This is a genomic window from Pseudomonas costantinii, assembly GCF_001870435.1.
GTDB lineage: Bacteria > Pseudomonadota > Gammaproteobacteria > Pseudomonadales > Pseudomonadaceae > Aquipseudomonas > Aquipseudomonas costantinii.
Genome location: NZ_MDDR01000007.1, coordinates 367,600 through 386,569, shown reverse-complemented (window position 1 = coordinate 386,569; position 18,970 = coordinate 367,600). Strand labels below are relative to the sequence as shown.

19 protein-coding genes, 4 tRNA genes and 1 riboswitch are annotated in these 18,970 nt (G+C 57.1%); of the genes, 14 read left to right on the top strand and 9 right to left on the bottom strand.

Features of this window, described 5'->3' with window-relative positions; all coding sequences use genetic code 11:
• The first annotated feature begins 18 nt into the window (after positions 1–18).
• Both BFL40_RS06790 and astE read left to right on the top strand, forming a co-directional pair.
• Positions 19–309 carry a hypothetical protein gene (locus BFL40_RS06790; protein ID WP_003214319.1) on the top strand — a complete coding sequence of 97 codons (291 nt, stop codon included), beginning with the start codon at positions 19–21 and terminating at the stop codon, positions 307–309.
• A gap of 11 nt (positions 310–320) precedes the next feature.
• Positions 321–1,325 (top strand): succinylglutamate desuccinylase, encoded by a 1,005-nt coding sequence (gene astE, locus BFL40_RS06785; protein ID WP_071483216.1) that lies wholly within the window; start codon positions 321–323, stop codon positions 1,323–1,325.
• Positions 1,326–1,392: 67 nt separating this feature from the next.
• Here astE and BFL40_RS06780 read toward each other — a convergent pair whose 3' ends face one another.
• Positions 1,393–1,902, bottom strand: coding sequence for a 6,7-dimethyl-8-ribityllumazine synthase (locus tag BFL40_RS06780; RefSeq protein ID WP_071483215.1), 510 nt, complete (start codon positions 1,900–1,902; stop codon positions 1,393–1,395).
• A gap of 113 nt (positions 1,903–2,015) precedes the next feature.
• Positions 2,016–2,185, bottom strand: a riboswitch (FMN riboswitch).
• A 191-nt stretch (positions 2,186–2,376) separates the two neighbouring features.
• Between BFL40_RS06780 and ltaE the strand changes: the two genes are divergently transcribed.
• The 8 genes from ltaE to mgtE all read left to right on the top strand — a co-directional run bounded on the left by ltaE (position 2,377) and on the right by mgtE (position 10,114).
• Positions 2,377–3,381 carry a low-specificity L-threonine aldolase gene (gene ltaE, locus BFL40_RS06775; protein WP_071483214.1) on the top strand — a complete coding sequence of 335 codons (1,005 nt, stop codon included), beginning with the start codon at positions 2,377–2,379 and terminating at the stop codon, positions 3,379–3,381.
• Positions 3,382–3,527: 146 nt separating this feature from the next.
• Positions 3,528–6,146: an alanine--tRNA ligase gene (gene alaS, locus BFL40_RS06770; protein WP_071483213.1), complete on the top strand. Its 2,619-nt coding sequence runs from the start codon at positions 3,528–3,530 to the stop codon at positions 6,144–6,146.
• Between the two features lie 97 nt (positions 6,147–6,243).
• Positions 6,244–7,485, top strand: coding sequence for an aspartate kinase (locus tag BFL40_RS06765; protein ID WP_071483212.1), 1,242 nt, complete (start codon positions 6,244–6,246; stop codon positions 7,483–7,485).
• Between the two features lie 172 nt (positions 7,486–7,657).
• Entirely contained in the window at positions 7,658–7,846 is a 189-nt protein-coding gene (gene csrA / locus BFL40_RS06760; RefSeq protein WP_003175645.1) for a carbon storage regulator CsrA, read from the top strand.
• A gap of 62 nt (positions 7,847–7,908) precedes the next feature.
• A tRNA-Ser gene (locus BFL40_RS06755) sits at positions 7,909–7,999 on the top strand.
• A gap of 107 nt (positions 8,000–8,106) precedes the next feature.
• A tRNA-Arg gene (locus BFL40_RS06750) sits at positions 8,107–8,183 on the top strand.
• 72 nt (positions 8,184–8,255) lie between these two features.
• A tRNA-Arg gene (locus BFL40_RS06745) sits at positions 8,256–8,332 on the top strand.
• 339 nt (positions 8,333–8,671) lie between these two features.
• Positions 8,672–10,114 (top strand): magnesium transporter, encoded by a 1,443-nt coding sequence (mgtE, locus tag BFL40_RS06740; RefSeq protein ID WP_071483211.1) that lies wholly within the window; start codon positions 8,672–8,674, stop codon positions 10,112–10,114.
• A gap of 101 nt (positions 10,115–10,215) precedes the next feature.
• On the opposite strand, the gene BFL40_RS06735 is transcribed toward mgtE, so the two are convergent.
• From BFL40_RS06735 to BFL40_RS06725, 3 genes are all read right to left on the bottom strand, one after another.
• A complete protein-coding gene (locus BFL40_RS06735) occupies positions 10,216–10,542 on the bottom strand; it encodes an Arc family DNA-binding protein (protein WP_003193592.1) in 327 nt (108 codons plus the stop codon).
• A 389-nt stretch (positions 10,543–10,931) separates the two neighbouring features.
• Complete coding sequence (locus BFL40_RS06730) at positions 10,932–11,111, bottom strand: PA3371 family protein (RefSeq protein ID WP_071483210.1); 180 nt, start codon at positions 11,109–11,111, stop codon at positions 10,932–10,934.
• 11 nt (positions 11,112–11,122) lie between these two features.
• Complete coding sequence (locus BFL40_RS06725; RefSeq protein WP_071483209.1) at positions 11,123–11,350, bottom strand: hypothetical protein; 228 nt, start codon at positions 11,348–11,350, stop codon at positions 11,123–11,125.
• A gap of 326 nt (positions 11,351–11,676) precedes the next feature.
• On the opposite strand from BFL40_RS06725, the gene BFL40_RS06720 reads away from it, so the two are divergent.
• Positions 11,677–11,753 (top strand) — tRNA-Arg (locus tag BFL40_RS06720).
• Positions 11,754–12,022: 269 nt separating this feature from the next.
• Complete coding sequence (locus BFL40_RS06715; RefSeq protein ID WP_071483208.1) at positions 12,023–13,423, top strand: MFS transporter; 1,401 nt, start codon at positions 12,023–12,025, stop codon at positions 13,421–13,423.
• Positions 13,424–13,487: 64 nt separating this feature from the next.
• On the opposite strand, the gene BFL40_RS06710 is transcribed toward BFL40_RS06715, so the two are convergent.
• The 4 genes from BFL40_RS06710 to flgA all read right to left on the bottom strand — a co-directional run bounded on the left by BFL40_RS06710 (position 13,488) and on the right by flgA (position 16,086).
• Positions 13,488–14,237, bottom strand: coding sequence for a flagellar brake protein (locus tag BFL40_RS06710; RefSeq protein WP_071483207.1), 750 nt, complete (start codon positions 14,235–14,237; stop codon positions 13,488–13,490).
• A 96-nt stretch (positions 14,238–14,333) separates the two neighbouring features.
• Positions 14,334–14,804, bottom strand: a complete 471-nt coding sequence (locus BFL40_RS06705) for a flagella synthesis protein FlgN (protein ID WP_071483206.1) — start codon at positions 14,802–14,804, stop codon at positions 14,334–14,336.
• Positions 14,805–14,852: 48 nt separating this feature from the next.
• Positions 14,853–15,179 (bottom strand): flagellar biosynthesis anti-sigma factor FlgM, encoded by a 327-nt coding sequence (flgM, locus tag BFL40_RS06700; protein ID WP_071483205.1) that lies wholly within the window; start codon positions 15,177–15,179, stop codon positions 14,853–14,855.
• A gap of 142 nt (positions 15,180–15,321) precedes the next feature.
• Complete coding sequence (gene flgA, locus BFL40_RS06695) at positions 15,322–16,086, bottom strand: flagellar basal body P-ring formation chaperone FlgA (RefSeq protein ID WP_071483204.1); 765 nt, start codon at positions 16,084–16,086, stop codon at positions 15,322–15,324.
• A gap of 89 nt (positions 16,087–16,175) precedes the next feature.
• On the opposite strand from flgA, the gene BFL40_RS06690 reads away from it, so the two are divergent.
• Positions 16,176–17,108 carry a chemotaxis protein CheV gene (locus tag BFL40_RS06690; protein ID WP_071483203.1) on the top strand — a complete coding sequence of 311 codons (933 nt, stop codon included), beginning with the start codon at positions 16,176–16,178 and terminating at the stop codon, positions 17,106–17,108.
• Between the two features lie 42 nt (positions 17,109–17,150).
• Positions 17,151–17,978: a protein-glutamate O-methyltransferase CheR gene (cheR, locus tag BFL40_RS06685; RefSeq protein ID WP_071483202.1), complete on the top strand. Its 828-nt coding sequence runs from the start codon at positions 17,151–17,153 to the stop codon at positions 17,976–17,978.
• Positions 17,979–18,042: 64 nt separating this feature from the next.
• Here the strand turns inward: cheR and BFL40_RS06680 are convergent, their stop codons facing one another.
• Positions 18,043–18,822, bottom strand: coding sequence for a hypothetical protein (locus BFL40_RS06680; RefSeq protein ID WP_071483201.1), 780 nt, complete (start codon positions 18,820–18,822; stop codon positions 18,043–18,045).
• Positions 18,823–18,970 lie beyond the last annotated feature (148 nt).

Below are 18,970 nucleotides of genomic sequence, written 5' to 3'. Positions count from 1 at the left end.
CGGCTGAGAACTATTGTTATGACCACCGACACCCTGAAACTGATTCTTGAAGACACCGATGGCACCCAGCTGGAAACCTCCTGCACCCGCGTCGCCGTGGTCTGGCAGGGCAAGGAAATCTGGATCCAGCACGACGGTCGCGGCCAACTGCTGATCGGTGTGGATGTGGAAGAAGGCGACGCCGAATACGCCAACCTGCTGATGCGCCCATTGGCCACCAACCTGATGAGCCTGCAACTGGAAATGGAACCGGCCGACGTTGAAGGTGACGACGACGATCACGTCCACGGCCCAGGCTGCAACCACTAAGGAAGCTGCTTATGCTCGCCCTCGGCAAACTGCTTGAACTGACCCTCGCCGGTCGTGAACCGGCGCAAAAAATTCAACTGACTGTCGACGGCGTGCAAATGCGCTGGCTCAGCGAGGGCGTACTTGAGGTGCGCCCGCCGCAGGCGTTGGACAACGGCAGCGACTTGCTGCTGTCGTCCGGCATCCATGGCAATGAAACGGCGCCGATCGAACTGCTCGACCGCCTGTTGCATGGCATCGCCCGTGGGGAGATCAAACCCCGCACCCGTATTCTGTTCCTGTTCGGCAACCCCGAGGCCATGCGCCGCGGCGAGCGTTATATCGAACTGGACGTCAACCGGCTGTTCAACGGCCGTCATGAAAAAAACATTGGCCCCGAAGCCATGCGCGCCGCCGAGCTGGAGCAATTGGCTCGCAGTTTCTTCAGCTTGCCTGACCGTTCGCGCCTGCATTACGACCTGCACACAGCCATCCGTGGCTCGAAGATCGAGCAGTTCGCCTTGTACCCGTGGAAGGAGGGGCGTCAGCATTCGCGCCGTGAGCTGGAGCGTTTGCGTGCCGCCGGTATGGAAGCGGTGCTGTTGCAGAACAAGACCTCGATCACCTTCACAGCGTTTACTTATGAGCAGCTCGATGCCGAGGCCTTCACCCTGGAGTTGGGCAAGGCGCGGCCGTTCGGACAAAACCAGGGTGTGGATGTTTCGCGCCTGGAAACTCGCTTGAAGCAAATTATCGAAGGCACCGAACCTGAGACCGACAGTCTCGATGGCCTGCAACTGTTCGCCGTCTCGCGCGAAGTGATTAAGCACAGCGATGCGTTCCTGCTTCACTTACCGGCGGATGTGGAAAACTTCTCGCCGTTGGCGAAGGGTTATTTACTGGCCGAAGACGTGGCCAAGACCCGCTGGGTGATCGAGGAGGAGGGCGCACGCATCATCTTTCCTAACCCGAAGGTGAAGAATGGCTTGCGAGCGGGAATATTGATTGTGCCGACTACGGATGCCGGGTTGGCATAAATCTTAAGACTTAACCGGATCCAAATGTGGGAGCGGGCTTGCTCCCACATTGGTTTTACAGTGTTGCTTAGACTGCTACAGCACGCGGCTCACTACGACGGATCGCGCGAACTTTGTGCAGGGTGTCGGCGCAGGTGCGTGCAGCTTCCTGACCTTTGTGCACGAAATGGTCGTGGAAGAACGCGTGGTGTTCGCTGCCGGCGTGGAAGTGGTGCGGGGTCAGGGACACCGAGAATACCGGCACTTCAGTTTCGAGCTGTACCTGCATCAGGCCGCTGACCACCGATTGGGCCACGAATTCGTGACGGTAGATCCCGCCGTCCACCACAAGCGCAGCGGCGACGATACCGGCGTAACGACCGGTCTTGGCCAGTAGCTTGGCGTGCAGGGGCATTTCAAAGGCACCGCCGACTTCAAAGAAATCGATGTCCGATTCCTGGTAGCCCTGGGCGATGATTTCGGCGAGGAAGCCTTTACGGCTCTGATCGACAATATCCTTGTGCCAGCAGGCCTGGATAAACGCGATACGTTCGCCGTGATGGTGTTTGCTTTTGCTGTCGATTGCGGTGGGTTGCATGTTCTGACTCCTGTTTAAGAAAAAAACAGGGCGTTATGAATCGAATGGGATTTAAGGGTACGGACAGCTTCGTCATGCGCGCATGAGTTCGGCGTTCGGCCCTTAGGTGCCAATCCCGTTCTCTCTTCATCCGGACTATGACCGTCGGCCCCGGGATCACACCGGGTCTGCTGACCTTGTCGCCGTCCTGCGTGAGCAGTTCGAGGCGCCAAGCGCTCGCGGGCTATACACATTGCGTGTAATTACCGCCGGTGGGGAATTACACCCCGCCCTGAGAACGTTGTCGCCAGAACCCTGGCGGCGGAGAGTTTTTAACATGGTTTTTCAAAAACTGCACGATCGTCGTATCGATAAGCTATATCGGTTTGTTTGGTTGGTATTCGATTGAATGCAGGCAGGGCTTGATATTCCGTGGCTTTGCCCGCAGTAATCACTCACAAAAGGAACTTACATAACCTTCTAGAGGCTTGTTTCATGTCTGTGATCGATCTGCGCAGCGACACCGTGACCCAACCCACCGCCGGTATGCGGGACGCCATGGCCAGCGCCGTCAGCGGCGACGACGTCTATGGCGAAGACCCCAGCGTCAACCACCTGGAGGCCGAGTTGGCCAAGCGCCTGGGGTTCGCGGCGGCGTTGTTCGTGCCCACTGGCACCATGAGCAACCTGCTGGCGTTGATGGCTCACTGTGAGCGCGGTGAGGAATATATCGTCGGGCAGCAGGCCCACACCTACAAATACGAAGGCGGCGGTGCGGCGGTGCTTGGGTCGATCCAGCCGCAGCCGTTGGAAGTCCAGCCGGACGGCTCCCTCGACTTGAACCACGTGCTGGCGGCGATCAAACCGGACGACTTTCACTTCGCTCGTACCCGTTTGCTGGCGCTGGAAAACACCATGCAGGGCAAGGTACTCCCGTTGGAATACTTGGCGAAGGCGCGGGCGTTTACCCGTGAACACGGCCTGGCGCTGCATTTGGACGGCGCGCGGATTTATAACGCGGCGGTCAAGCTGGGGGTGGATGCCCGAGAGATTGCCCAGCATTTCGATTCGGTGTCGGTGTGCTTGTCCAAGGGCCTGGGCGCGCCGATTGGCTCTGTGCTGTGTGGCTCCACGGCATTGATCGTCAAGGCTCGGCGTCTACGCAAGATGGTCGGCGGTGGTATGCGTCAGGCCGGTTCCCTGGCAGCGGCGGGGCTGTATGCCCTGGATCACCAGGTGCAGCGCCTGGCCGAGGATCACGCCAACGCCCAATGGCTAGGCGATGAGCTGCGCAAGGCTGGTTATACGGTGGAGCCGGTGCAGACCAACATGGTCTACGTGCAGATTGGTGATCAGGCGCAGGCTTTGAAAGCGTTTGCCGCCGAGCGAGGGATCAAGTTGACGGCTGCGCCACGCCTGCGCATGGTCACGCATCTGGACGTCAGCCGGGCGCAGATTGAGCGAGTGCTTGAGGCATTCGTCGAATTCTCGCGGAAATGACAGTGCAGACCGTCTAATTGAGCGTCTCTATCGCATAAACACGCTGTACCACCGGCAAAGGGCCGATATAATGCGGCCCTTTGCCGTCGCTCCGTCTGATGATGTTGCGCACTGGCCTTTGGCCGCAGCCTCCGTGGAAGAACCTAATGAAAAGCGCAGAAATCCGTGAAGCCTTCCTTCGCTTCTTCGAAGAGCAAGGCCACACCCGTGTAGCCTCCAGCTCCTTGATCCCAGGCAATGACCCAACCCTGCTGTTCACCAACGCGGGCATGAACCAGTTCAAGGACTGCTTCCTGGGCCAGGAAAAGCGCGCTTACACCCGCGCCACCAGCAGCCAGAAGTGCGTACGCGCCGGCGGCAAGAACAGCGACCTGGAAAACGTGGGTTACACCGCCCGCCACCACACTTTTTTCGAGATGCTGGGTAACTTCAGCTTCGGCGATTATTTCAAGAAAGATGCGATCACCTTTGCCTGGACTTTCCTGACCGGCGTGCTGAAGTTGCCGAAGGAAAAACTCTGGGTCACCGTCTACGCAACCGACGACGAAGCGTATGACATCTGGACCAAAGAAATCGGTGTGCCGGTCGAGCGCATGATCCGCATCGGCGACAACAAGGGCGCGCCGTACGCCTCCGACAACTTCTGGACCATGGGCGATACCGGCCCGTGCGGCCCCTGCACCGAGATTTTCTATGATCACGGCGCCGACATCTGGGGTGGCCCGCCGGGCTCGCCGGAAGAAGACGGCGACCGTTACATCGAGATCTGGAACAACGTGTTCATGCAGTTCAACCGCACCGCCGATGGCGTGTTGCATCCACTGCCGGCGCCGTCGGTGGACACCGGCATGGGCCTGGAGCGGATCAGTGCGGTGATGCAGCACGTTCACTCCAACTACGAAATCGACCTGTTCACCAACCTGCTGAGCGCTTCGGCCGCTGCTATTGGCTGTGCCAACGAAAGCCAGTCTTCGCTCAAGGTTGTGTCGGACCACATCCGTTCTTGCGGTTTCCTGATTGCTGACGGCGTGCTGCCGTCGAACGAAGGTCGTGGTTATGTGCTGCGCCGTATCATCCGTCGCGCCTGCCGTCACGGTAACAAGCTGGGCGCCACCGGCAGCTTCTTCTACAAAATCGTTGCCGCGCTGGTAGCCGAGATGGGCGAAGCCTTCCCGGAACTCAAGCAGCAGCAAGACAACATCGAGCGCGTGCTCAAGGCCGAAGAAGAGCAGTTCTCCAAGACACTGGAGCATGGCCTGAAGATTCTGGAACAGGACCTGGCTGAACTCAAAGGCACCGTGGTGCCGGGCGACGTGGTGTTCAAGCTGTACGACACCTACGGCTTCCCGATGGACCTGACCGCTGATATCGCCCGCGAACGCGAGTTGACCGTCGATGAAGCGGGTTTTGAGCGTGAGATGGAAGCCCAGCGCGTTCGCGCCCGTTCCGCCAGCTCCTTTGGCTTGGACTACAACACCCTGGTCAAGGTTGACGTACCGACTGAGTTCACCGGCTACAACGCCACTGTGGGCTCGGCAAAAATTGTTGCTATCTATAAAGATGGCAAGTCGGTCGACGTCTTGAATGAGGGTGAAGAAGCGGTTGTGGTCCTTGACCAGACACCGTTTTACGCTGAGTCCGGTGGCCAAGTCGGTGACTGTGGTTTCCTGAGTTCGACGTCCGGTCGTTTTGACGTGCGCGATACCACCAAGACCGGCGGTGCTTTCCTGCACCACGGTGTGCTGGTGTTGGGTAACTTGACGGTAGGCGCGCCGGTAGACACTCAGGTCGATGCTGACGTTCGGCATGCAACCGCTTTGAACCACTCCGCTACTCACCTGCTGCACGCCGCGTTGCGTCAGGTATTGGGTGAGCATGTGCAGCAGAAAGGTTCGTTGGTTGACAGTCAACGCCTGCGTTTTGACTTCAGCCACTTCGAAGCGATCAAACCTGAGCAGATCAAGGCCTTGGAAGACATCGTCAACGCCGAGATTCGCAAGAACAGTGCGGTTGAAACCGAAGAAACCGATATCGAAACCGCTAAAAAGAAAGGCGCCATGGCGCTGTTTGGCGAGAAGTACGGCGACGAAGTGCGCGTGCTGAGCATGGGCGGCAGCTTCTCGGTGGAGCTGTGTGGCGGTATTCACGCCAACCGCACCGGCGATATCGGCCTGCTGAAAATCATCAGCGAAGGTGGTGTGGCTTCTGGTGTGCGTCGTATTGAAGCGGTGACCGGTGCTGCGGCCCTGGCCTACCTCAATGCAGCTGAAGAACAACTCAAGGAAGCGGCGGGCCTGGTCAAGGGTAGCCGCGACAACCTGATCGACAAACTGTCCGCTGTCCTGGAGCGCAACCGTGCGCTGGAGAAGCAGTTGGAGCAGTTGCAGGCCAAGGCAGCCAGTGCGGCGGGCGACGATCTGTCGGCCAGCGCGCTGGACGTCAAAGGTGTGAAAGTCCTGGCTGTGCGTCTGGACGGTCAGGACGGCAAGGCGCTGTTGGCCTTGGTCGATCAGTTGAAGAACAAGCTCGGCCGCGCAGTGATCCTGCTCGGCGGTGTCCATGAGGAAAAGGTCGTTCTGGTTGCCGGTGTAACCAAGGACCTGACTGGCCAACTCAAGGCTGGTGATTTGATGAAGCAAGCCGCCGCGGCAGTGGGCGGGAAGGGCGGTGGTCGTCCGGATATGGCGCAAGGCGGTGGTGTGGACGCCGGCTCCCTGGATGCGGCCCTGGCCCTGACCGTGCCGTTCGTCGAGGCAGGCATTTAAGGCGCTGTTAATGAGCCCATGGTCTAGTCATGGGCTTGTTCGGTTGCTGGAAGATTTGTTTATTGGGCGCCCCTTTACGGGCTGAGGCGGCTTAGAAATGGCTTTGATCGTACAGAAATTTGGAGGCACCTCGGTCGGCTCTGTCGAAAGAATCGAGCAGGTTGCCGACAAGGTTAAGAAATTCCGCGATGCCGGCGACGACCTGGTAGTGGTGCTGTCGGCCATGAGCGGCGAGACCAATCGCCTGATCGATCTGGCCAAGGCCATCAGTGGCGATCAACAACCGCTGCCGCGCGAACTGGATGTGATTGTGTCCACCGGCGAGCAGGTGACCATTGCCCTGTTGGCAATGGCGCTGAACAGGCGTGGCGTGCCTGCGGTGTCCTACACTGGCAGTCAGGTGCGCATCCTGACCGACAGCGCACATACCAAGGCGCGCATCCTGCAGATTGATGATCAGAAAATTCGTACTGATCTCAAAGCCGGGCGCGTGGTAGTTGTAGCAGGGTTCCAGGGTGTGGATGAGCACGGCAACATTACCACGCTGGGGCGTGGTGGTTCGGACACTACCGGGGTGGCATTGGCAGCGGCTCTCAAGGCCGATGAATGCCAGATCTACACCGATGTGGATGGCGTCTACACCACTGATCCGCGTGTTGTGTCTGTGGCGCAGCGCCTGGAGAAGATCACCTTTGAAGAGATGCTGGAAATGGCCAGCCTCGGTTCCAAGGTGTTGCAGATCCGCGCGGTGGAGTTTGCCGGCAAGTACAACGTTCCGCTGCGCGTATTGCACAGCTTCAAAGAGGGTCCGGGCACCCTCATTACTATTGATGAAGAGGAATCCATGGAACAGCCGATCATTTCCGGCATCGCTTTCAACCGCGATGAAGCCAAGCTGACGATCCGTGGCGTGCCGGATACTCCGGGCGTGGCGTTCAAGATCCTCGGCCCTATCAGTAGCGCCAATATTGAAGTCGACATGATCGTGCAGAACGTTTCGCACGATAACACCACCGATTTCACCTTCACTGTGCACCGCAACGAGTACGATGCGGCCCACAAGATCCTGGAGAACACCGCGAGCGAGATTGGCGCCCGTGAAGTGGTCGGCGATACCAAGATTGCCAAGGTGTCGATCGTGGGTGTGGGCATGCGTTCCCACGCCGGCGTTGCCAGCCGTATGTTCGAGGCCCTGGCCAAGGAAAGCATCAACATCCAGATGATTTCCACGTCGGAAATCAAAGTCTCGGTGGTGATTGAAGAGAAGTACCTGGAACTGGCTGTGCGCGCGCTGCATACCGCTTTTGAACTGGACGCTCCGGCCCGACAGGGCGAGTGATGCAATGCCAGGAAGGCGCGGTTTACCGCGCCTTTCATTTTTTTGTAGGGCGCATGTTGTTTTGCGTGGGCTCGACAATACTTAGGCGGTAGGACTATGGCTTTTGGCCGTAGGTCGAAGGCCTTTTTTTGCAGACTGTTGTTCCTGAACTGAAATGCGTGAGGTGAAAGGTATGTTGATTTTGACTCGTCGTTGCGCAGAAAGCCTGATTATCGGTGATGGCGAAATCACCGTGACCGTGCTCGGCGTCAAAGGCAATCAAGTGCGTATCGGGGTTAACGCTCCGAAAGAGGTAGCGGTCCACCGCGAGGAAATCTACCTGCGGATCAAGAAAGAGAAGGACGAAGAACCAAGCCTTTAATTTTTATCGTTTTTTATGTTTGCAAACGGGGATGAACGTGGTTAATATACGCCCCGTGTTGCGGAGAGCTGGCCGAGTGGCCGAAGGCGCTCCCCTGCTAAGGGAGTACACCTCAAAAGGGTGTCGGGGGTTCGAATCCCCCGTTCTCCGCCATTATTTGCTTAGTACGTTGCAATCTGGTTTTTTCGTAAGTTGTTGAAATTAAACGAAAAAATAGCTTTACATAGAGATTGAACGGCCTATAATGCGCGGCAACAAATGCACTCGTAGCTCAGCTGGATAGAGTACTCGGCTACGAACCGAGCGGTCACAGGTTCGAATCCTGTCGAGTGCACCATTTAAGAGTCAGTTGCAGCAATGCAGGTGATTCGGCTTCAACCAGTTGTGATCTGGTCTAAAAACACAATCTGCACTCGTAGCTCAGCTGGATAGAGTACTCGGCTACGAACCGAGCGGTCACAGGTTCGAATCCTGTCGAGTGCACCATACAAACAAAAAGCCCGCCTAGTGCGGGCTTTTTGCCGTCTGGGGTTTGTGTAGGATTTGTGCTTTTTCTCCCCTCCCATGTGTTTTCCCTTCGGGCCACGTCGTCGCAGTTCATAGATGCAGCCAATGCTCAGCTTTGGCTCGCAAGCGCTTGTTCTTTCCAGTTTTTTAACGTTAAAAGCGCACGCAGCGTGTATCATTGCGCCCGTCAGCCCCGCCGGGGCTTGTGGAATACCTCCATGGACTTACCCAGTAGTTGCTCAGTACCCCGCTTTACCAATCATGAATTGACTGATTGATCCTTCCGGCGTGCCCCGCTGCTGGGAGTGGAGTTCGCCTATGACCGAAGTAGAAGTAAAGAAAACACAAGAAAGCCTGCAGGATCGTCTGGCTCAAGTCATCGAGCTGCTGCAGCGCCAGCGCGTGGTCGAAGATCTCACGCACCGCCAGGAAGGTCCGAATCACGACCGCGTTGAAAACCTGGTGCACCGGCAAAATCTCGTCGAGCTGCAGCGCAAACTCGATGACCTGCATTCCGCCGACGTCGCCTATATCCTCGAAGCCTTGCCGCTGGATGATCGACTGACCCTCTGGCAGTTGGTCAAGGCTGATCGCGACGGCGACATCCTCCTCGAAGTATCTGACTCGGTCCGTGAAACGCTGATCGCCGACATGGACGATCAAGAACTCCTGGCTGCGGCCAAGGAGATGGATGCGGACGAACTGGCTGACCTGGCTCCTGAGCTGCCTCGTGATGTCGTCCATGAGCTGATGGAGGCTCTCGACAGTCAGCAGCGTGAGCGTGTGCGCTCCGCACTGTCTTATGATGAAGATCAGGTCGGCGCGCTGATGGACTTCGAGATGGTCACCATCCGTGAAGACGTTAGTCTGGAAGTGGTGCTGCGTTACCTGCGCCGCCTCAAAGAGCTGCCTGGCCACACCGACAAATTGTTTGTGGTTGACTACGAAGGCATTCTCAAGGGTGTTTTGCCAATCAAGCGCCTGCTGGTCAATGATCCGGAGAAGATGGTCGCGGACGTTATGGCGAGCGATCCGGTTGGTTTCCATCCGGATGAGGACGCCTACGATGCCGCTCAGGCGTTCGAGCGTTATGATTTGATCTCGGCCCCGGTGGTCGATAAGAACGGCAAGCTGATCGGTCGTCTGACCATTGATGAAATGGTCGACCTGATCCGTGAGGAAAGTGAAACCGAAGTCCTCAATATGGCGGGTCTGCGTGAAGAGGAAGATATCTTTGCTTCGGTCTGGCGTTCGCTGCGTAACCGCTGGGCCTGGCTAGCTGTCAACTTGATCACTGCGTTCATCGCTTCGCGGGTGATCGGGTTGTTTGAAGGCTCGATTGAGAAGCTGGTAGCTCTGGCAGCGTTGATGCCTATCGTTGCGGGTATTGGTGGCAACTCTGGTAACCAGACAATCACTATGATCGTGCGCGCCATGGCACTCGACCAGGTCAACACCGGCAATACCTCGCGCCTCATGCGCAAGGAGCTGGCGGTGGGGTTGATCAATGGCTTGGTGTGGGGTGGCGTGATCGGTGTCGTGGCCTATTTGCTGTATGGCAGTTGGTCGCTGGGCGTCGTGATGACTGCCGCCATGACTCTTAATTTGCTGCTGGCTGCGTTGATGGGGGTGTTGATCCCTATGACCTTGGCGCGCCTTGGGCGCGACCCTGCAATGGGCGCCAGTGTGATGATTACGGCGATGACCGACAGTGGTGGCTTCTTTATCTTCTTGGGGTTGGCGACGATCTTTCTGCTCTGATCCCTTTCGGCGGGGGAAATCTTCCTCCGCCTTGTATCTCTTTCCCAAATCCCAGGCGAAAAAAAGCCAGCGCATGGCTGGCTTCGACTTTCAGTTGCAGATCAATTGGCTTCTGCGGCCGCCTCAACGTCGTGCGCGATAAGCGAGACGAGAGCATTTTGCTGGCGGTGGGAGAGCTGACGAAAACGCTGCAGCAGTTCGCGTTCGTGCAGTGACAGCTCGGGGCTGTCCAGGCGCATGCTCAACTCTTCGCCCAGCGCACCTTCCTGAATAAGGCTCTGCTCCAGGCGCGCGATGATTTCGGAGTTCATGCTGCGATGATGATTGCGAGCCACCTCGGCAATGCGTTCCCGCATTCCGTCTGGCAGACGTACGACGAACTTGTCAGCCGTACGGCTGGAATAAATTGCCTGTTTCAATGGGCGCATATATTTAACCGGTTAGTTCAGGGGAGCGGTTATTGGAATTGGCCGCAAGATGAGTGTTAAGACAAGGCTCACGACCAAAGTTCAACCCGAATTGCAAAGAGGCCGCATCATGCCTCAGATTTGACAGTTCCTTGGCGTCAATTCTGTGACAAATATTGAACTCCCTAAAGGCTTTATGCCAGCACTCATTTGCATTTTTGCGGACTGGTTTGAAAACTATTCTGCGGGGAGGTATCCGAACGCAATTTCCCCGCAAGCCCAAGCCGCACAGGGTTTTAGGTCGCACATCCTATAGCAAAGTGGCCTTTTGCCCTTAACATTAAGACTAGTGGCAATTTGCCGATTTACGAGTGTGAGGCGACATAAGGTCGGGCGTGGAGGAGGGAAGGTCAGCGTAAAATCGGGTCAAATTTGATTCGGCGCCCCACGATAAGGTTCAGTAGCAGGAGGCTGGCAGACACGCCAGCGGCAATAAACGCAGTGGTTTGCTCATCCTGAGCGCTGGTGCTGAGGCCGGTGATGCCAGTGATGGCAGTGAGGCACAAAAAAAACCAGGCAGTTTTAGTCATGAGCGATTTCCTCAGAACACCCAGTGTTCGGATGCAGGCGCAGATTGGTTGCCTTGGGTCAGGCGTACCGGTGATTGTGCGTTAGGCGTCATCACCGCCAGTTGCGGGCGTTGTTGCAGATAGTGCGGCACGGCCTGAGTGATCTGTGCCGGATCATTGCTACTGGTTGGTTGAAAATGGAGCATCACCAGTGTGGCCAGGGCTACGGTATTGAGGGCTAACAGAAGGGCACTGTTCATGGTTAGGTTCTCCGCTTAACGCCTTGGCTGAGTGGGTCTTGTAGGAGAAACGGTGCAGGTGTTGTGCCAATCTATTACTTCAATAAAATCAATGATTTGAGTCTACTTTAAATCCTTGGGGGGTTGCAATTTGCAATGATGGCGTTTTGGGGTAGGGCATTTTGCACGATGGCACCAAGTGTCCGTGTTTGCTGGATGAAACCAGGGTTCTCCAGGCAGGGATCGGCCTACACTCAAAAAGCCCACGGACGACATGACAAAACCCACCTCGGCCGTTAACATGCACGCCGTCCGTCGCTGCGCTCTTGGCTCGATGGCTGTCATTTGTCCCAGTAGCTCAATTGGATAGAGCATCCCCCTCCTAAGGGGAAGGTTGGCCGTTCGAACCGGCCCTGGGACACCAGATCCAAAGCCCCGCCCAGAATGTTCTGGCGGGGCTTTTTTGTGGCTGCTTTTCAAGCACGAGTCGAACCTTGCCGGCGATCAGGGTTCACAGCAGGTGCACAGTGTATTTATCGCAATCTGTGTACCTTGCACGCGGCTACACAGCGTCTGAACTATTAAGCAAAATATTCCCCGGAAACAGCACGTATCGCCTGTCCGGACCCGGCAACCCCGGACTATCATGCCGATAGCCCTGTCTCTCACCGCAAGGAGCCGCTCGGAACGCCGATGCGCCAGATCTGGAAATCTTTTCGAGCCCTTTACTTCGCCTCCTTGATGATGCTGATCGGCTCCGGCCTGCTCAGTACCTACCTGGCCTTGCGCCTGGCGGCCGACCATGTTGACAGTCTGTGGGTGGGCGCGCTGATGGCGGCCAACTACTTTGGTCTGGTACTGGGCGGCAAGATCGGGCATCGCCTGATCGCCCGGGTCGGACACATCCGGGCTTATGCCACTTGTGCCGGGATTGTTGGGGCGGCGGTGTTGGGCCACGGTCTGATCAACTGGCTGCCGGCCTGGATTGTTCTGCGAATGATCGTGGGGCTTGGGATGATGTGCCAGTACATGGTCATCGAAAGCTGGCTCAATGAGCAGGCAGATGCCAAGCAACGTGGCGTGGTGTTCAGCGGCTATATGATTGCGTCCTACCTGGGGCTGGTGCTGGGTCAGCTGATCCTGGTGATGCATCCACAGTTGGGCCTCGAATTGCTGATGCTGGTCGCACTGTGCTTCGCGCTGTGCCTGGTGCCGGTGGCTATGACCCGACGCATTCACCCAGCCCCTCTGCATCCAGCGCCGATGGAGCCGCGCTTCTTTATCAAGCGTGTGCCGCAGTCGCTGAGTACTGTGTTGGGCGCGGGGTTGATTGTGGGTTCGTTCTACGGTTTGGCGCCGCTCTATGCCTCCCAGCAAGGCCTGACCACCGAGCAGGTTGGTCTGTTCATGGGGTGCTGCATTTTCGCTGGGCTGGTGGTGCAGTGGCCGTTGGGATGGTTGTCGGATCGCTACGATCGCGCATTGCTGATTCGTTCCTTTGCCTTGTGTCTGGCGGTGGCGGCGTTGCCGTTGGCCGTGCTGACAGAGGTGCCGTTGGAAGTGCTGTTCGTGGCGGGGTTCTTGTGTTCCCTGGTGCAGTTTTGCTTGTACCCGTTAGCGGTGGCGTTTTCCAACGACCATGTGGAAGGTGATCGCCGGGTGTCGCTGACGGCCATGTTGCTGGTGACCTATGGCGTCGGCGCGAGCATCGGGCCACTGTTGGCCGGTGTACTCATGAAGCTGTTTGGCAGTCACATGTTGTATGCGTTTTTCAGCGTGTGTGCGTTGATCCTGGTGTGGCGTATCCGGCCGAAGGCGGTGACCAACCTGCATCAGGTTGACGATGCGCCGCTGCATCACGTTGCGATGCCCGACAGCATGTCCAGCTCGCCGCTCGTGGCATGCCTGGATCCTCGGGTAGACGAGGCGGTGGTGCAGGAGCAAATGCAACAAGCTGCAGTCCCTGACCCTGACCCTGACCCTAACCCTGAAACCGATCCGCAGTCGCCGGCAGATGAGCCCGCAGTTGAAGCGCTACCGGAACACCCGGACCCCGATGATCATCCTCATGACTTGAGCAGGGCGCGCCCCTGAGTGCAAAAAAAACGGGCAGATCCCACTAGGATCTGCCCGTTTTTTTTGCCGAGATCTTTAAGGTTTAAAGATCGTCGTCCTTGTCGAAGCGCCGAGCTTCACGTTGCAGTTGGTACACAAACCGCTCCACTTGGCGCTGTACCAGGCCGCTCATGTTGTGGAAGCGCACGCCGGCGAAGGTGGTGTTGATCTTCTCTTCGAAGTGCAGGTAACGCAGTTCGACGGAGGTGGTCATGCTGCCGAAGGGCAGGGCAGCGATAAAGCGGTCGTAGACCTGGCCCAATTGCAGGCGCTCGGAGATGTCACCTTCAAAGCGCAATTTGCAACCGGTGGCGGAAATGTCCAGCAGTTTGCCGCTGATCGGCGCCTTGAGTTTCTCGCCACCCAGCTCGATGTTCACCAATTGGGCAAGCTTCAGCGCGGCGCGGAAAGCGTTGCGGCGCTGATGGTAAACCACTTCGTCGGGCATGCTGCCGGTGTAGATGCGATGGCCGTCTTTTTCGCTGATGGTCAGGGTGCCGTTGCTTTCCCAGGCGACGCGCACGCCCTCATGGAAGCCTTCGATACGGAAGGATTCGCCATTCTCGAGGTAGCGTTCACCGTCACGGGGAATCATTTCGTCCAGTGCCAGCGTCTTACTGTTCCGATCAACGTCCACCAGGTAGCTTTGGAAGCGCTGGCTGCGTTCGTGGAAGGTAATGATCAGCGGGTCGTGGCTTTCTTGCAGCATCCGCAAAGTGCCGGCGATTTCCAGAGGCGTGGTGAGGACCTTCGGTGGCTGCGGGGCATCTTCCGCGTTAAGGGCGTTGAACACGGTTCTTCCATCTCCAGACAAAATACGACTACACGCAAGAACCGGCATTTTGCCAGTATGTAGCACGCCTTGGATAGGTCGCGCTGTAAACCGGCGTCAGGCTTGGCTGCGGGTGCTTGGCTTGACCAGGCGTGAAGTAGAGCCTTGGGCGTTGTAGAGGGCCGGAGGCTCTCCGCCGTGGAGTATACGCAACTGATTGGCGGTCGTAGCTTGCTGCAGTTGGATCGACTGACCGTTGAGCAGGTTGGCTTCCTGACACTGGGCGAGCAATTGATTGAGTGCTGTGCTCTGCGCCAGCAATTGATCGCCGACCGAGGAGTGGCTAGCCAGTTGGGCGAGGCCGTCGTGGTCTGCCGGCAGGCCGAGGCTGATGAGAATCTCGCTGCGCTTCTTGCCATGCTGTTCGAGCAGTACGATCAGCGACTGTTTGCGTGCCAGGATTTCTTCCAGCAAGCGCATGTCCCGGCCGTACAGGGCCAGGGATTCCTCTTTGAGCAGCTCGAGCAAATGTTGCGTCGGCGCCAGATCATCAATGATCAGTTGAAGCAAATGTTCGTCGTGGTGCATGGCTGGCCTTGGGTTTTAAGCGTCCAAAAGCCCTGCGCAGGCCTTTGCCTAGCGCTCGGCTTCGAAGTTAAGCAGCTTGCTGGCTATACGGTTGCTGTCGACTTTATAGCTGCCATCGGCGATTGCCTGTTTCAACTCGGCCACACGGGACTTGTCGACAACCGGTTGATCGCGCAGCGAGTCAGTGACCTTCTGCAACTGTTGAGCCTCATTGCTCAGGTGTACGGACTCCCCGCTTTGGCTGGCGCCGGCCTGTTCTGTCTTGGCCGCAGGTGCTGGCTGGGACTTGGCTTCTACGCTGTCCTTGGCCCCGCTGGTGCGCGTATTGCCCGGCAAAGCCTGGGTGTTATTCAAACGACTGAAATCGATGACCATGATAAAAAAACCTCTGGGTATTTGGACGCTTGCCATGTTTTCGGCCATACCCGGACAAACTTTAGGCTCGATTGACAATAAACCTGTCTAGGCCGACATCCAACGCACAGTGTAGGAAAAGCTGGCGTTTGATACCAGTGATCTATAAAGCTACTTCGACTTGGCCTGGCGCTGTCACCCGTGCCTTGATCACTCGGTTGGAGTTGAGGTTCTTGACTCTGATCTGCTCGCTCATACCGCCGTTGGATAGCGCTTCTCCCGGCATCTTTACGCTCAGCGCGCCGCTGCTGGCGGAGATCACCACTTGGTCACCCTTGCGAATCACTTCGGCCTGTTCCAGGTGAACCAGTGTAATGACTTGGTCGGTGACCATTGGTCGGGTGAGTTTCTGTCCGATGGCTTGGTCCACTGAGGTGAGGTAACCCTGGTTGATCAGGCTGATGTCCCGCTCGCGCAGGGTGACGTCTTCAAAACCGATGATGCCGGTGCGTTTAAGGGGGCGCGTTACCACCACCACATCGCGGAACAGCTTGACCTGTGCCGGTACAAACACGGTCCAGGGCGAAGCTCCGTCGCAGCGCACTTTTACCGTCACGCGGCCGATCGGTTGTGCGGGGCTTTCCAAGGTGGCTGTCAATTCCTTGTCGCACATTGGCATGCGCAGGCGCGGGTCTAGCTGGTTTACTTGGATTTCATAGCGTCCAGGCGTCTGGGTGGTCGCCAGATAATCTTCTACAGTGAACTCAAGAAAACCTTGAGTGACGCCGATAAGGAGATCAGGCAAGGTGACATTGTCTGCGCGGGCCGTGACGCCCAGGCCCAGGGCAAGCAACGCCATCGAGACGCAGAGCAATCTGCGGTACCGTGGGAGATGAAGGCGTCGGGAAACTGTCGTTTTAATATCCATGACCAATAAATAGCAAAGCTCGTGCCGTTTAGTGTTGGGTACGCGCTGCACCGTAGGTATAGCCTAGGTTTTAGCGTAGGAGTAAAGGCATGGCAGGTGTAATGGATTCAGTAAACCAGCGCACACAGCTGGTAGGGCAGAATCGCCTGGAGTTGTTGCTTTTTCGCCTGGACGGCAAGCAGCTGTATGGCATCAATGTGTTTAAAGTGCGGGAAGTATTGCAGTGCCCCAAACTGACCATCCTGCCAAAATCCAGCCCTGTGGTGTGTGGCGTGGCCAACATCCGTGGTGCGACTATCCCGATTCTTGACCTGGCCATGGCCACTGGTTCGGCGGGTCTGCAGGATCGTCAGAACCCGTTCGTGATCATCACTGAGTACAACACCAAGACCCAAGGCTTTCTGGTGCGCTCGGTGGAGCGCATCGTCAATATGAACTGGGAGGAGATCCATCCGCCGCCCAAGGGCACCGGGCGCGATCACTACCTTACGGCGGTGACGCGGGTTGATAACCAGTTGGTGGAAATCATCGACGTGGAGAAAATCCTCGCCGAAGTCGCCCCTACCTCGGAAACCATTTCGGTGGGTGTGGTTGACGCCGAAACTGCACACAAGGCGATCTCTCTGCGCGTGCTGACTGTGGACGACTCCTCGGTGGCGCGTAAACAGGTGAGCCGTTGCCTGCAAACCGTCGGTGTGGAAGTGGTGGCACTCAATGACGGTCGCCAGGCCCTGGATTACCTGCGCAAGCTGGTGGATGAAGGCAAGAGGCCGGAAGAAGAATTTTTGATGATGATCTCCGACATTGAGATGCCGGAAATGGACGGCTACACCCTCACCGCCGAGATACGCAACGATCCACGCATGCAAAAGTTGCATATCATCCTGCATACTTCGTTGTCGGGTGTATTCAATCAGGCGATGGTCAAGAAGGTCGGCGCCGATGACTTCCTGGCTAAATTTCGCCCTGATGACCTGGCATCCCGGGTAGTCGACCGGATCAAGACAGCAGATCACGGCTAGGGGATTTCCCTTGGCGGTCACACGATTTAAGAGGCTGTATCATTGTCTACGGGTAATTTGGATTTCGAACAGTTCCGGGTCTTCCTGGAAAAGGCCTGTGGCATATTGCTCGGTGAAAACAAGCAGTACCTGGTATCCAGCCGTCTCAACAAACTGATGGAGCAGCAGGGTATCAAGTCCCTGGGCGAGTTGGTGCAGCGCATTCAGGGCCAGCCGCGCAGCGGGCTCAAGGAAATGGTGGTTGATGCCATGACCACCAACGAAACCTTGTGGTTTCGCGATACCTACCCCTTTGAAGTGCTCAAGAGCAAAGTGCTGCCGGAGGCCATCAAGGCCAGTCCGGGTCAGCGCTTGCGTATCTGGTCGGCCGCTTGCTCTTCTGGGCAGGAGCCGTATTCGATTTCGATGTCCATCGACGAGTTCGAGCGCACTAACATGGGCCAATTGAAGGCTGGGGCGCAAATTGTCGCCACTGACTTGTCCGGCACCATGCTCACCAATTGCAAGACCGGCGAGTACGACAGTCTGGCCCTGGGCCGTGGTTTGTCGCAGGAGCGCCTGCAACGTTATTTCGACCCGAAAGGGGCGGGGCGCTGGGCGATCAAGGCACCGATCAAGAGTCGGGTGGAGTTCCGCTCGTTCAACTTGCTCGACAGCTACGCCAGCCTGGGCAAGTTTGACATGGTGTTCTGCCGCAACGTGTTGATCTACTTCTCGGCCGAAGTGAAGAAAGACATCCTGTTGCGCATCCACGGCACGCTCAAGCGTGGCGGTTATCTGTTCCTGGGGGCTTCCGAAGCACTGAACGGTCTGCCGGATCATTACCAGATGGTGCAGTGCAGCCCGGGTATCATTTACCAGGCCAAGTAATGAGCATCATAAAAAACGGGAGGCCCGCAAAGGCCTCCCGTTTTTTTATGGCGCCGGTGTACCGTCAGGGTCTTTGTGTCATGCGGATATTGCCCAGGGACACGTAATGCCCTCCTTGGGGGACGGCATCATTGAAAATGCCGAGGGTCACGTTGCCCGTCGTCGTTGCAGTGAAAACCCCTGTCCCGGTCTGCTGGGTCGACGTGATGTTCTGAACATTGGCACCGATTCGGCTGCCGTTTATGGTCAGGAACAAGGTTGAGCCATCGGCGGGATTGCGTCCGGTGACATCAAAGGAAAAGTCATACGTGCGCCCTGCGGTGACCAGCACTGTACGGGAAATGATGTGGGATTTGCCGGCTTGGCTGTTGAGCAAGTCAGCGACGACCCTGCCGCCGATCACATGCAGCAGGCCGCCAATGTAATTCCCCTGGGCCACCCAGCCCTGGAAACCATTGGCGAAATCCCAGACTGTTGATGGGGTGGGCGGGACCACGATGATGGGCAGCCGGTTGATATTGACTGCCGCGGATGGTGCGCCGGAAATTTGCACCCCACGCCTCAGGCGGGCCAGCAACGTCACGGTGGTTCCAGCGCTGATTTCGATAATGGATTTAGGCACCAGGTACACGCAACTGGGGGCGGCCAAGGCAATGAAAAAGCTTTGATTATGCTCACCGCCCAGGATTGTGCTGCTAATGGTTAGATAGACCTGGTCTCCGGCCTCGACGGGAAAATCCAGTAGCACCCGGGCGGAGTCTGTCTGAATCAGGCCGGTGTCAAGGTTCGGGGTGGGGCGTGTTGAGTCTTGGAGTTGAAATCTTGGTAGCGGGAGCGTCAACATTTTTTGCCTCTGCGTTTCGCACTAAGAGAAGTCTGCCCAATAAGGCATCCAGGGGCTCGAGCCTTACAACTGTCAGAATTGACAGTGCAGACGAGCGGTCAAAAGCGCTCAATGCCCTTAGCGGTCTCCACTCTTCATTTACCGCTAT

Bases quoted from the DNA above. Each gene is read 5' to 3' on its own strand.
- ltaE (WP_071483214.1), top strand. From the start codon at position 2,377: ATGTCTGTGATCGATCTGCGCAGCGACACCGTGACCCAACCCACCGCC.
- flgM (WP_071483205.1), bottom strand. From the start codon at position 15,179: ATGGTCATCGATTTCAGTCGTTTGAATAACACCCAGGCTTTGCCGGGC.
- flgA (WP_071483204.1), bottom strand. From the start codon at position 16,086: ATGGATATTAAAACGACAGTTTCCCGACGCCTTCATCTCCCACGGTAC.
- BFL40_RS06705 (WP_071483206.1), bottom strand. From the start codon at position 14,804: ATGCACCACGACGAACATTTGCTTCAACTGATCATTGATGATCTGGCG.
- BFL40_RS06680 (WP_071483201.1), bottom strand. From the start codon at position 18,822: ATGTTGACGCTCCCGCTACCAAGATTTCAACTCCAAGACTCAACACGC.
- BFL40_RS06790 (WP_003214319.1), top strand. From the start codon at position 19: ATGACCACCGACACCCTGAAACTGATTCTTGAAGACACCGATGGCACC.
- mgtE (WP_071483211.1), top strand. From the start codon at position 8,672: ATGACCGAAGTAGAAGTAAAGAAAACACAAGAAAGCCTGCAGGATCGT.
- BFL40_RS06735 (WP_003193592.1), bottom strand. From the start codon at position 10,542: ATGCGCCCATTGAAACAGGCAATTTATTCCAGCCGTACGGCTGACAAG.
- BFL40_RS06730 (WP_071483210.1), bottom strand. From the start codon at position 11,111: ATGACTAAAACTGCCTGGTTTTTTTTGTGCCTCACTGCCATCACTGGC.
- BFL40_RS06690 (WP_071483203.1), top strand. From the start codon at position 16,176: ATGGCAGGTGTAATGGATTCAGTAAACCAGCGCACACAGCTGGTAGGG.
- astE (WP_071483216.1), top strand. From the start codon at position 321: ATGCTCGCCCTCGGCAAACTGCTTGAACTGACCCTCGCCGGTCGTGAA.
- csrA (WP_003175645.1), top strand. From the start codon at position 7,658: ATGTTGATTTTGACTCGTCGTTGCGCAGAAAGCCTGATTATCGGTGAT.
- BFL40_RS06780 (WP_071483215.1), bottom strand. From the start codon at position 1,902: ATGCAACCCACCGCAATCGACAGCAAAAGCAAACACCATCACGGCGAA.
- BFL40_RS06765 (WP_071483212.1), top strand. From the start codon at position 6,244: ATGGCTTTGATCGTACAGAAATTTGGAGGCACCTCGGTCGGCTCTGTC.
- BFL40_RS06725 (WP_071483209.1), bottom strand. From the start codon at position 11,350: ATGAACAGTGCCCTTCTGTTAGCCCTCAATACCGTAGCCCTGGCCACA.
- BFL40_RS06715 (WP_071483208.1), top strand. From the start codon at position 12,023: ATGCGCCAGATCTGGAAATCTTTTCGAGCCCTTTACTTCGCCTCCTTG.
- alaS (WP_071483213.1), top strand. From the start codon at position 3,528: ATGAAAAGCGCAGAAATCCGTGAAGCCTTCCTTCGCTTCTTCGAAGAG.